Raw genomic sequence first — 12195 nt, forward strand, 5'->3', positions numbered from 1 at the left:
TTTAGGAGGAAACCGAAAATGTTAGTACCTTTAAGTTGGCTTAAAGATTTTGTTGATATAGATATTGAACCAAAAGAACTTGAGAAGAAGCTTTTCGACTGTGGCTTCGAGGTAGAAGAGTGCTGGGAAGTGGGAAAAGACATATCAAATGTTGTAGTCGGACAGGTTGAAACCTGCGAGGCAATTCCTGATACCCACCTCCATGCCTGTACAGTTAACGCAGGTGAGCATGGAACTTTTAAGGTTGTCTGCGGTGCAGACAACGTTCAGGCCGGAGGCAAGTATCCTCTTGCTCTTGTAGGCGCTACAGTTATCGAGACAGAGAGAGACCACGTTACCGTTATCGGTGTTGCAACCATCAAGAAGGGCAAGCTTCGCGGTTACGATTCAGAAGGTATGCTCTGCTCAGGTGTTGAGCTTGGAGTTAACGAGGATATGTATCCCGGAGCAGGCTATAACGGACTTCTTGTATTCCCCGAGGATACAGAGGTTGGTATCGATGTTAAGCCTCTTCTTGGCCTTGACGACTGGATCTTTGATGTTTCAATCACTGCAAACAGACCTGACTGCCAGAGCATCTACGGCCTTGCAAGAGAGGTCGCTGCTGCACTTGATAAGCCTTTAAAAGAGATTGACCTGTCCTACACGGAGACAGACGTTGAGAATGAGGGATTCAGCGTAACAGTAGAGGATCCTGATCTCTGTCCCAGATATATCGGACACTATGTATATGACGTAAAGCTTGCCGAGAGCCCTCTGTGGATGAAGAGAAGGCTTGCTATGGTTGGCAATAACGCCATCAACAATATTGTTGATATCACAAACTATATCATGAGAGAGCTGGGTCAGCCCATGCATGCTTTTGACGGCAACTTCCTTGAGGGAAACAGGATCGTTGTAAGACGTGCAAAGCAGGGTGAGAAGATCGTAACTCTTGATGAGAACGAGTTTGAACTTACAACAGACAATCTTGTTATCTGTGACGGTGCTAAGCCTGTAGCTCTTGCAGGTATCATGGGAGGTCTTAACTCAGAGATCCGTGATACCACAACCACAGTTACCTTCGAGGCTGCAAAGTTCATGCGTGACAATATCCGTAAGAGCTCAAGAGCACTGGGACAGTCCTCTGATTCATCAGCTGCTTTCTCAAAGGGCGTTTATGAGTATACAACCGTTATCGCCATGAAGAGAGCACTTCACCTTATTGAACAGCTTGGCGCAGGTAAGGTATCAAAGACCCACGTTGATATCAATACCGGCAACAGCCTTGAGAAGAAAGAGATGAAGGCTTCCATAGAGAAGGTCAACGGAGTTCTCGGTATTGAGGTTCCCACAGATGAGATAAAGAGAATTCTCACAAACCTGAATTTCGAGCCTGAAATAAACGGAGATGAGCTTACCATTAAGATTCCTGCATATCGTGAGGATATGGAAGATTATCCGGATATTGCGGAAGAGCTTATCCGTATGTACGGTTATGACCATGTTAAGTCTACATTCCTTAAGGATTGCAGCGTTACAGTTGGCGGCAGGAACTTAAAGCAGAAGACAGAGCTTAAGATCAAGCGTGCACTTTGTGCCCAGGGCGCCTTTGAGGGAATGCACTACTCATTCTTCTCACCCAGCGATCTTGATCTTCTTGGCTTTGCCGAGGATGCACCTGAAAGAAATGCCATAAGGATCCTTAACCCCATAAATGAAGATCTCTCACTTATGAGAACAACTCTTGCAGCTCAGATGATCCATGCTATTGCAAGGAACCAGAAGAAGGGCACCCTTGAGGGAAGACTGTTTGAACTTGGCAACAGATTTGTTCCCAAGTCACTTCCTCTTACCGAGTATCCTGAAGAGAAGGCTACACTTTGCATCGGTATCTTCGGCGAGGATGAGGACATCTTCACATTAAAGGGACTTGCACAGAACGTTGCGGATGCACTTCACATTAGCTTTAAGTACGAGCAGGGAACAAAGACATTCCTTCATCCTTACAGAACAGCAAAGATCCTTTGCGAGGGCGAGGAGGTCGGATACCTTGGACAGATCACTTACGAGATCCAGGATGAGACCGATATGAGAATTCCCGCATATATCTGCGAGATCGATCTTTCGATCCTTGATAAGTATTACGGCAAGACTCCTGTATTTGAGCCTCTTTCAAAGTTTGCGATCGTTAAGCGTGACCTTGCTCTTATCATGGATAAGACCGTTACCTGCGGTGAGGTTGAGGATGCCATCTACGGCTCCTGCAAATATGTAACAGACGTTAAGCTCTTTGACGTATACGAGGGACTTCCTATTCCTCCCACCAAGAAGAGCATGGCCTTTACAATTACCTTCACACCTAAGGATGAAGAGCTTACAGATGAGGCTATAAACGGATTTGTTGATAAGATGCTCAGAAAACTCTCATTTACCATGGGAATCGAAATCCGCAGCTGATAAGATAATTTGATTGAAACTGCAGCAGGTGTTAAAATAGTCATTGCTCGTGTTAGCAATGACTATTTTTAATTCGAAAGGAGTTTTTATGAATAGAAAAAATGTATGGACAACCTATAATCAGACTCAGCTTAAGGCTGTAGACAAGTTTGCCGATCAGTACAAGGTATTCCTTGATAATTCCAAGACTGAGAGAGAAGCCATCGATACAATTGTCAATGAGATCGAGGCTGCAGGCTACAGAGAACTCAACACCCTTATCGGTGGAAAGACCAAGCTCAAAAAGGGCGACAAGATTTATTCCGTATGGATGAACAAGTCAATTGCCATGTTCCAGATAGGATCAGATCCACTGGAAGCAGGTATGAACATCCTTGGTGCACACATTGATTCACCCAGACTTGATGTTAAGCAGAATCCTCTCTATGAGGACAGCAGCATTGCCTATCTTGATACACACTACTACGGCGGTATCAAGAAGTACCAGTATGTTGCAATGCCCCTTGCTATCCACGGCGTTATCGTTAAGACCGATGGAACCACTGTTCAGCTGAATGTAGGTGAGGATGAGGACGATCCCGTATTCTTCGTATCAGATCTTCTTATTCACCTTGCCCAGGAGCAGATGGCCAAGAAGGCTTCAAATGTAATCGAAGGTGAAGCCCTTGATCTTATCGTTGGAAACAGACCTTTTGTTATCGAGAAGGACGAGAAGGAAAAGGCAGAAAAGAAGAACACCAAGCTCTCAGCAGGTGAGCAGTACGCAGTAGATGCAGAGAAGGCAGAGAAGGATGAGAGCGGCAAGGTTTCAGGAGCAGTTAAGCGCGGAATCCTGGCAATCCTTAACGACCTCTACGGAATAACAGAGGAGGACTTCATCTCAGCCGAGCTTGAGATCGTTCCTGCAGGTAAGGCAAGAGATGCCGGCTTTGACAGATCTATGATCCTTGGCTATGGCCATGATGACAGAGTATGTGCTTATCCTTCAATGAGAGCCATTCTCGATGTCAAGAATGTAAAGAGAACTTCCTGCTGCATCCTTGTAGATAAGGAGGAGATCGGATCTGTAGGAGCAACAGGCATGCAGTCAAGATTCTTTGAGAATGCGGTTGCAGAGCTTATGAACCTGACAAAGGAAGGCTACAGCGATCTGGCTCTCAGAAGATGCCTGGCAAATTCCTGCATGCTTTCATCCGATGTTAACGCAGGCTTTGATCCCAGCTACGCATCCTGCTTTGAGAAGAAGAATGCTTCCTACCTTGGAGGCGGACTTGTATTCAGCAAGTTCACAGGCTCCCGTGGTAAGTCCGGATCTAACGATGCCAATGCTGAGTTCATTGCAGAGATCAGAAAGGCTTACGAGAAGGACAAGATCGTTTATCAGACAGCCGAGCTTGGTAAGGTTGATGTTGGCGGCGGCGGAACAATTGCCTACATCCTTGCTCTCTATGGCATGAATGTTATTGATGCAGGCGTTGCTGTTCTTAACATGCACGCACCATGGGAAGCTATCAGCAAGGCAGACCTTTATGAAGCTTACAGAGGATATGTATCCTTCCTTCAGAACATTGATTTCAGAAACCAGTAATTATTTAGAAAGAAATATCAAATGAGTGAAAATACAGAAATAGGTTTAAGTACGGCAGACTACTTTTTTGACCTGCCAAAGGAGCTTATCGCCCAGGATCCCCTTGAAAGGAGAGATGAGTGCAGGCTTCTGACCATGGACAAGAAGACGGGGCACGTTGAACATCACATTTTCAGCGAGATAATAAACTATCTTGAGCCCGGCGACTGTCTTGTTCTTAATAACACCAAGGTTATTCCCGCAAGACTCCTGGGCCAGAAAGAGGGCACGGGAGCAGCGGTGGAGATCCTGCTCCTTAAGAGGAAGGAAGCGGACCTTTGGGAGTGCCTTGTTAAACCCGGCAAGAAGCTCCGTCCCGGCGCAAGAGTCAGCTTTGGCGACGGAATTCTTACTGCGGAAGTAATGGATATTGTGGATGAGGGAAACCGCCTTGTGAGATTCTTTTACGAGGGAATCTGGGAGGAGGTTCTGGACAGACTTGGCGAGATGCCGCTGCCTCCCTACATCACCCACAAGCTTCAGGACAAGAATATGTATCAGACTGTCTATGCCAAATATGACGGCTCTGCAGCTGCACCGACAGCGGGACTTCACTTTACCAACGACCTTCTTAAGAAGATTGAGGAGAAGGGAGTGGACCTTGCCTATGTTACACTTCACGTGGGACTTGGCACCTTCAGACCCGTTAAGGTTACCAATGTCAAAGAGCACCACATGCACTCCGAGTGGTATCAGGTAACTCAGGAAGCCGCAGATAAGATCAATAAGGCAAAAGAGACAGGCCATAGAGTTATCTGTGTCGGCACAACCAGCTGCAGGACCATTGAGAGCGCAGCGGATGAAAACGGCCATCTTAGCGCCTGCAGTGATGATACATCCATATTTATTTACCCGGGATACAGGTTTAAGGTTACGGATTGCCTTATCACCAACTTCCACCTTCCGGAGTCCACACTGGTCATGCTGGTGTCGGCTCTTGCAGGCAGAGAGCATGTCTTGAATGCCTATGAAGAGGCCATTAGGGAGAGGTACAGATTCTTTTCCTTCGGCGACGCCTGCTTTTTCTATGATGAAAAGAAGTGAAAATTAGATTTTGCCTTAGCTTCGTGCTACAATGGTTAGTAGAAGGCATTATTAACTAATCTTATACGGGGGTGCATTATGGAAGACAAGAGAAAACATAAACGACTTGAACTTGCAGGCGAGATCATCCTTAAAGAGCTTGGAGGATCAGGTGAGGCAACATCAGCACAGATCGAGATCCATGACTGTTCAAGAGACGGTTTGGGATTTACAACCGATGCGCAGCTTACCATAGGCAACAACTATGAGGCAAACTTAACCCTTTGGACCAAGGAGACTCTTCATGTATTTATTCAGATCGTAAGAGCATCCAAGGAGGGCAATGATTTCCACTATGGCGGAATCTTCATCGGAATGCCCGATACGGACAAGATGAGAATAGAAGTCTACGAGACAGTAGAAGATCAATTGAAAGAACAGGAAAAACACTAAATGAAAATAGCAGTAGTAGGTACAGGTTACGTGGGGCTTTCAAACTCGGTTCTTTTGTCCCAGTACAATGATGTTGTGGCAGTGGATGTGATACCTGAGAAGGTAGACATGATCAACAACCGCCGCTCACCCATTGTGGATAAGGAGATAGAAGAATACCTTAAGAAGGATAACTTGAGGCTTGTGGCCACACTTGATGCCTCGTACGCTTTTGAGGGAGCGGATTTTGTCATTGTTTCCACTCCGACCAACTATGATGAGAAGCTTAACTACTTTGACACTTCGTCGGTGGTAAGCGTTGTGGACCAGGTAAGGAAAGAGAATCCTGATGCATATATCATCATAAAGTCAACAATACCGGTAGGTTATACCGAGGAACTTTCACAGACCTACAATACAGATCACATCATGTTTTCACCGGAGTTTTTGAGGGAGGGACATGCCCTTTACGACAACCTCTATCCTTCAAGGATCATTGTGGGCTATGACATAACAAGCGCAGAAGCTGAGGAGAGAGCGCACCTGTTTGCGGATCTTCTAAAGCAGGGTGCAGTCAAGGAGAACATCGATGTTTTGTTCATGAACACCACTGAGGCTGAGTCCGTTAAGCTCTTTGCCAACACTTATCTTGCTCTTAGAGTATCCTTCTTTAACGAGCTTGATACCTATGCAGAGGTGAGGGGACTTAACACCAGGAACATCATTGACGGTGTTTGTCTCGATCCCAGGATCGGTGATTTTTACAATAACCCTTCTTTTGGTTACGGCGGCTATTGCCTTCCAAAGGATACCAAGCAGCTTTTGGCCAACTACGAGGATGTGCCCAATAACCTGATCACAGCCATCGTTGATGCCAACAGAACAAGGAAAGACTTTATTGCCGACAGGATCTGGGCTCTTCATCCCAAGAAGGTTGGTGTATACAGGCTCACCATGAAGGCCGGTTCAGACAACTTCAGACAGTCAGCCATTCAGGGCATCATGAAGAGGATCAAGTCAAGAGGAATAGAGTGCGTGGTTTACGAGCCCACACTTGATGCGGAGGATTTCTTCAACTCCAGAGTGGAGCGGGATCTTGAGACCTTCAAGAAGGAGTGCGATTTCATCATCGCTAACCGCCTGACTCCCGAACTTATGGACGTAGTAGATAAGGTGTATACCAGAGATCTGTTTGGTAACGAATAAGGCAGGACTATGAACAATAAAATAACTGACAAGGATGTAATATCGATCAGTAATGCGATGATAAACCTCTACCAGGCCATCGTCCTGGTGGAGGATACAAGCTCTTTTTGCCATGTCTATGAATGGGAAAAAGAGCTTTCTCATTTTGCAATAAAGGACGGGGATGCATTCTCTGTACTGTGCAACAACATGTACAAGAACATCCATCCCGAAGAAAGGGAGGCATTCCTTCTTTTGGCGGATCAGGAGGAGATTCACAAGGCTTTGTCCAAAGAGATACATATTTCTGCGGAGTGCCGCATAAGGCATCAGGATTCCAAGTACTACTGGTCCAGGATAACCATATGTAATGCGAAAGCAAGGGGAAGTGCCGCGGGGCAGGAGTATCTTTTCCTGATACAGGATATTCACGACAGCAAGGAGAAAGAGGTCAGGGAGAATACCGAACTTCTGCGGGCTCTTTGCAAACTAGAGACTGAATATCATGAGCTCTTTGAAGAGAACATGACTGATTCTCTCTCAGGCTGCTACAACCGCAAGGGCTTTAACTACTATGAAGCCTTTACTTTGGAGGAAGCCAAAAATCCGGATAAGAAGCTGTTTGTATGCGTGCTGGACTTAAACGGTCTTAAGCACCTTAATGATACCTACGGTCACGAAGCCGGAGATATAGGAATAAGGACCGTGGCAGATGCCCTCAGAGCATCTGCGCCTGCGGATGCCAGGATCATAAGAACAGGCGGCGATGAGCTTTTAGTATTTGCAGCCCTTAGCAGTGACAGCAAAGAACCCGATGAGATGGGTGGAAAACTGGAGGCGTACCTTAAGGATTACAACGAAAGCCACGACCATCCTTATACAATCTCAGCCAGCTACGGCTATGTCTTTGAAGATATCCCCGGGGATACGGACAGCATGGAGAAATACATTGAGATCGCTGACGGGAAGATGTATGAGATGAAAGAGAAGACTGATCCGTACAAGCGTTAAAGGAGGTGTTTTCATGAAACATTATCGCATAAACAGGGTATTACTGACCTTTGTTTCTGTTGCAGTCATTTTGTGCATTTTCAAAGTCGATGCCTATGCAACACCTAAGGAAATGCCTGACGGAACCATGTTTGACGCAGAGTACTATGCATCGGCTTATCCTGATGTGGTTGCTGCTCTTGGTAATAGCGAGGCTGCTTTGTGGCAGCACTATATGCAGTATGGAAAGGCTGAAGGGAGAAATCCTGTGGCGCCTGCAGGAGCAAATAACACCGCGCAAAAGGCTGTTATAGCAGGTACTTCGGCAGGCAAGGTTACAAGTAAGACCTTAGCTGCCGCCAATAAGACCCATAAGTACTACACTAAGATTCCTGCAGATGTAGTCAAAGCCTCGGATACTTACGCACAGCAGATAGCAGACAGCATCATGGCAGACCCCACATATACAACTGATCTTCAAAGGGTTAACGCTGCCGCACAGTCTGTGGCACTTATGTGCAGTGTATGTCAGTACGGTTCGGATTCAACCAAGTATTACCGTTCGCCGGCCGGAGTATATATTGCAGGTATTTATACCTGTGCCGGCTCCACAAGGGCACTGGGACGAATCCTTGATTATATGGGATATACCTGGACTCATGCCAACGAGAATCAGAACAGACATCAGTGGTGCATTCTGACAATGGATGGACAGACAGGCTTTGCTGACGGAATGGGAGGTTTTGCAGGATATGGGAACATGACAAACGGCATGACTTTGCCGGATGGAAGAGTTATTTATTACGCAGAGTAAACATCATACTTGCCGGGCAATATACTTACTAAACCGGAGGTTTATTGTTCCGATAGTTTTTTTGCCATATAGTATTCATATGAATTGATCTACTGAGAATTAGGTGAAGACATTTGGGATATATTGGGGCTTGTATTGAAAGGGCTATTAGCAGCCTCTTCATCATAGGCCTTACTATACCCAAATGTCTTTTTTGTACCTTGAAAACTGAATAGTGGATGCAGGAAACACCTATAAATGATTGATAATAGGGAGGATATTATTATGGCAAATAAACGTATTAAAGGCATTACAAAAAGAAGACGTAGAAACAACCCTAACAGGATAAAGAAGTCAGGTATCTATGTCATGTTCAGAAATCGGTATGAATTATGCGGACGAAGACTTTCGTGGCTTGGCTTTAACAAAAACATTTCTTTTCAATATTTTTTAAATGGAGAAGTAAAAAGAGAAGTTGTCGACGCACTGATCAACGAGTTATATTTCACCAACGTAAAAGAACCTTCTCAGGGAAATATGGAGGAGGATATTGATAAGATCATCGAAAAGCTGAGTAGTGGCCGTGCAATAATGGATGGAGGATTGACATTCTACAATAAAAGAGATGACTGGGATATTGAAGAATGTATGGACACAGGGTGCTGCTGCGGAACTGAGATGGCCATGGGAATTCTATATGGTATGCTGCATTACCATAGTCCATGGATGGGACATGATCCATGGACAACAGTCAGCTTTAATGGTGAGGTTGTTGTAATATGCGATGATAACTATAAATGGGCAGAAGTAACTTACAGTAAGGAAGAGTTTCGCCAGTACGTCAAAGAAGCAGCAGAAGGCTATGTCAATTTTGTAGAGGGAGTGATGACAGACAGAATAAAGGCTCTTTGCCCGCAGAAGGCGGATGAGTTCATGGAAGCTTTCAAGTATTCTTTTGATATATATCCACTTACTGACGAGGACTTCGAGTACTTCGATACGCATACTCCTGACGAAAAAGATGATGAACCTTCACAAGACTTTTCGGATTCTGACTTCGTGGTAGGACTGGAAGATAATGATTTAGAAGATTATGAGTTTGATGATGATTACATTAGTTCCGATGATTTTGATGTCGCTGACGATGAATGGTAAGAATTAAGAAAATGCCTCCCCCTGTCCGGGGAAGGCATTCCTTTTCACAATAATCCCTGTAAATCTTTAAAGAATGTGGGATAGGAGATTCCAACGCACTCATCACCGATGATTCTGGTGGTGCCTTCTGCTGCAAGAGCAGCAATGGCAAAACTCATGGCCAGGCGATGGTCATCGTGGGAGTTGATGTCGGCACCCTTAAGTGGCTTGCCTCCGTGGATGATCATTCCGTCGTCTGTGGCCTCGATATCACATCCCATTGCCTTAAGCCCGTCTACAACTGTGTCGATGCGGTTGGACTCCTTGATCTTGAGCTCAGCTGCATCTTTTATTGTGGTATCACAGTCCATGGTGGCTGCAAGAACGGCAACTACGGGAAGTTCGTCTATCATAGTGGGAATTTCCTTGCCGCCTATGACAAACTGGTGATTCTCGTTGCCGTGTAGCTCGGAATATCTTACAAGGATGTCAGCCTTAGGTTCTGAAGTCTCATCCACATTTTCAAGGGTAATATCAGCGCCCATCTGTTTTAATACGGACAGGATGCCTGCTCTTGTCTTGTTGATCCCGACATTTCTGATAAGAATTTCGGACCCGGGAACGATAAGGGCTGCTGCAATAAAGTAAGCGGCAGAGGAGATGTCTCCGGGAACATTTATCTTACGGCCTGTAAGAGGCATTCCCGGGTGAAGGATAGCTACAGAGCTTCCGTCCCTTGCAACTTCGTTGTGAATGTCTGCGCCAAAGGCGGAGAGCATAATCTCTGTGTGGTTTCTTGAAAGGGCAGGCTCATAGACTACGCTGTCCCCATCTGCGTAAAGGCCTGCCAGCATGATGCAGGACTTAACCTGGGCAGAAGCCACGGGATTTCTGTAGTTGATTCCGTGAAGAGACTTGCCGCCCTTGAAACTAAGAGGTGCGCAGTCGTTACCCATAACGGAAGTCACATCCGCTCCCATGCGGGTGAGGGGAGTGATGATCCTCTTCATGGGTCTTTTTTCTATGGATCTGTCACCGGTGATCATGCTGTCAAAAGGCTGGGCAGCAAGGATTCCGGACATAAGTCTTGTGGTGGTACCGCTGTTACCGGTATAAAGAGTGGTTGCGGGAGCGCTGAAGTTGTGCAGTCCCTTACCATGCACAGTAATCGTGGGAACTCCGTTGGTGGGGCGGACCGCGTGATCAATGTAGACGCCAAGCTTCCTGAAACAGTCTATTGTGGAGAGACAGTCTGCACTGTTAAGAAAACCGGTAACCTCAGTGGTACCCTCGGCAAGAGCGCCGAACATGATACTTCTGTGGGAGATTGACTTATCACCCGGAACGAATATATCCCCCTTAAGCGGGTGAGCTGCTTTTTCCAAAGCAATCATATGTAATCCTCCAATGTGAATGCTCAAGTATTTCTTGAGTAGCAGTTGTAGCCGTTGCCGGTAAGTACTTCCCGGGCCTTATCAAGCCCGTTTCTGTCGTGAAGCTCGATCCTTAATGTTCCCCGCTCGTATTCCCTGTTGTGCACGATCCCAATATTCTTGATGTTGATATTATTATCAGATAAAAGTACCGCCACTTTAGCCAGGTTACCGGGCTTATCGTCGATGTCTACCCTGATGTCGTAGACAGTCTTTAAAGGCCCGCGGGCCATATCGGAAAAGCTCTCTCTGTACTGTCTTGCCATGGTGAAGAAATCCAGTATCTTATCTTCATCGTGCTCATCAATGGCAAGTTTGATCTCGAAAAGAGAGTCGATATATTTTCCCAGAAGCTCTGAGATATTGTCAGCATTGGTGTTGCAGATCTGATTCCACATAACAGGAGAAGAGGAGGAAATCCTTGTGATGTCCTTGAAGCCTCCTGCCGCAATGGTCTTCATAAGCTGATCCGGATCGTCGTTGTCATGAACCAGATTAACCAAAGAAGCGGATATAACATGAGGAACATGGCTGATAGCCGCCGTGATGTAGTCGTGCTGCTCATAGGGAATGATGAGAGGAATGGCTCCCATGCTCTTTACCAGTTCCTCATAGTCCTTAAGGCGCTCCTCATCGGTGGCCTCTGTTTTGGTAATTATATAGTAGGCGTTTTCAAGGAGCTTGGCTTTCGAATTGCCAAAGCCTATGCGCTCTGTTCCAGCCATGGGGTGTCCGCCGATAAACTGAGAGGAAAGCCCCAGCTCTTTTACCAGCTCATGTATCCCTGTCTTGACACTGCCTATATCCGTGACAGTGGTGTGGGGATCAAGGTAGGGCACCAGCATCTTGAGGTTCTCGTTGTTGATCTCCACCGGAGCACAAAGAAAGATGTAGTCACATTGGGAAAATTCAGGGCCGATGGAATAAAGAGGAACGTCCACTATATTCTCAGCATAAGCTGTGTCTACAGTCTCCCTGTGGGGTGTATATGCGATGATCTTGGAATCCGGGGAAAAGAGCCTTATAGAGCGGGCAATTGATCCTCCGATGAGTCCAAGACCTATAAAACCATAGGTTTTTGAGTCCATTATTGAAAAAATCTCCCTGTTAAAAGTAAAGTCTCATGCACCACTATATCA

Annotated in this window: 10 protein-coding genes; 8 read left to right on the forward strand and 2 right to left on the reverse strand. The window is 46.0% G+C overall.

Features of this window, described 5'->3' with window-relative positions; genetic code table 11:
- The first annotated feature begins 18 nt into the window (after positions 1–18).
- From pheT to T456_RS0101480, 8 genes are all read left to right on the forward strand, one after another.
- Positions 19–2439 (forward strand): phenylalanine--tRNA ligase subunit beta, encoded by a 2421-nt coding sequence (pheT, locus tag T456_RS0101445; protein ID WP_024864575.1) that lies wholly within the window; start codon positions 19–21, stop codon positions 2437–2439.
- Positions 2440–2527: 88 nt separating this feature from the next.
- Entirely contained in the window at positions 2528–4027 is a 1500-nt protein-coding gene (locus T456_RS0101450; protein WP_024864576.1) for an aminopeptidase, read from the forward strand.
- Between the two features lie 21 nt (positions 4028–4048).
- The gene (gene queA, locus T456_RS0101455; protein ID WP_024864577.1) at positions 4049–5110 is read left to right on the forward strand and encodes a tRNA preQ1(34) S-adenosylmethionine ribosyltransferase-isomerase QueA; all 1062 of its coding nucleotides are present in this window, start codon (positions 4049–4051) and stop codon (positions 5108–5110) included.
- A gap of 78 nt (positions 5111–5188) precedes the next feature.
- Positions 5189–5542 carry a PilZ domain-containing protein gene (locus tag T456_RS0101460; RefSeq protein WP_024864578.1) on the forward strand — a complete coding sequence of 118 codons (354 nt, stop codon included), beginning with the start codon at positions 5189–5191 and terminating at the stop codon, positions 5540–5542.
- On the forward strand, positions 5543–6727 hold the full coding sequence (locus T456_RS0101465; protein WP_024864579.1) for a nucleotide sugar dehydrogenase: 1185 nt from the start codon (positions 5543–5545) through the stop codon (positions 6725–6727).
- A 9-nt stretch (positions 6728–6736) separates the two neighbouring features.
- The gene (locus T456_RS0101470; RefSeq protein ID WP_024864580.1) at positions 6737–7717 is read left to right on the forward strand and encodes a sensor domain-containing diguanylate cyclase; all 981 of its coding nucleotides are present in this window, start codon (positions 6737–6739) and stop codon (positions 7715–7717) included.
- Between the two features lie 13 nt (positions 7718–7730).
- The gene (locus T456_RS20905) at positions 7731–8510 is read left to right on the forward strand and encodes a hypothetical protein (RefSeq protein ID WP_024864581.1); all 780 of its coding nucleotides are present in this window, start codon (positions 7731–7733) and stop codon (positions 8508–8510) included.
- A 264-nt stretch (positions 8511–8774) separates the two neighbouring features.
- Entirely contained in the window at positions 8775–9644 is an 870-nt protein-coding gene (locus T456_RS0101480; protein WP_024864582.1) for a hypothetical protein, read from the forward strand.
- Positions 9645–9688: 44 nt separating this feature from the next.
- Here T456_RS0101480 and aroA read toward each other — a convergent pair whose 3' ends face one another.
- Both aroA and T456_RS0101490 read right to left on the reverse strand, forming a co-directional pair.
- Positions 9689–11017, reverse strand: coding sequence for a 3-phosphoshikimate 1-carboxyvinyltransferase (aroA, locus tag T456_RS0101485; RefSeq protein WP_035800941.1), 1329 nt, complete (start codon positions 11015–11017; stop codon positions 9689–9691).
- Between the two features lie 23 nt (positions 11018–11040).
- Positions 11041–12144, reverse strand: coding sequence for a prephenate dehydrogenase/arogenate dehydrogenase family protein (locus tag T456_RS0101490; protein ID WP_024864584.1), 1104 nt, complete (start codon positions 12142–12144; stop codon positions 11041–11043).
- Between the last annotated feature and the right edge of the window lie 51 nt (positions 12145–12195).

It is taken from the genome of Butyrivibrio sp. FCS014, from assembly GCF_000526935.1.
GTDB lineage: Bacteria > Bacillota > Clostridia > Lachnospirales > Lachnospiraceae > Butyrivibrio.

Coding starts and splice junctions, on each gene's coding strand:
- T456_RS0101460 (WP_024864578.1), top strand. CDS start 5,189: ATGGAAGACAAGAGAAAACATAAACGACTTGAACTTGCAGGCGAGATC.
- T456_RS0101470 (WP_024864580.1), top strand. CDS start 6,737: ATGAACAATAAAATAACTGACAAGGATGTAATATCGATCAGTAATGCG.
- T456_RS0101465 (WP_024864579.1), top strand. CDS start 5,543: ATGAAAATAGCAGTAGTAGGTACAGGTTACGTGGGGCTTTCAAACTCG.
- aroA (WP_035800941.1), bottom strand. CDS start 11,017: ATGATTGCTTTGGAAAAAGCAGCTCACCCGCTTAAGGGGGATATATTC.
- T456_RS0101480 (WP_024864582.1), top strand. CDS start 8,775: ATGGCAAATAAACGTATTAAAGGCATTACAAAAAGAAGACGTAGAAAC.
- T456_RS0101450 (WP_024864576.1), top strand. CDS start 2,528: ATGAATAGAAAAAATGTATGGACAACCTATAATCAGACTCAGCTTAAG.
- T456_RS0101490 (WP_024864584.1), bottom strand. CDS start 12,144: ATGGACTCAAAAACCTATGGTTTTATAGGTCTTGGACTCATCGGAGGA.
- T456_RS20905 (WP_024864581.1), top strand. CDS start 7,731: ATGAAACATTATCGCATAAACAGGGTATTACTGACCTTTGTTTCTGTT.
- pheT (WP_024864575.1), top strand. CDS start 19: ATGTTAGTACCTTTAAGTTGGCTTAAAGATTTTGTTGATATAGATATT.
- queA (WP_024864577.1), top strand. CDS start 4,049: ATGAGTGAAAATACAGAAATAGGTTTAAGTACGGCAGACTACTTTTTT.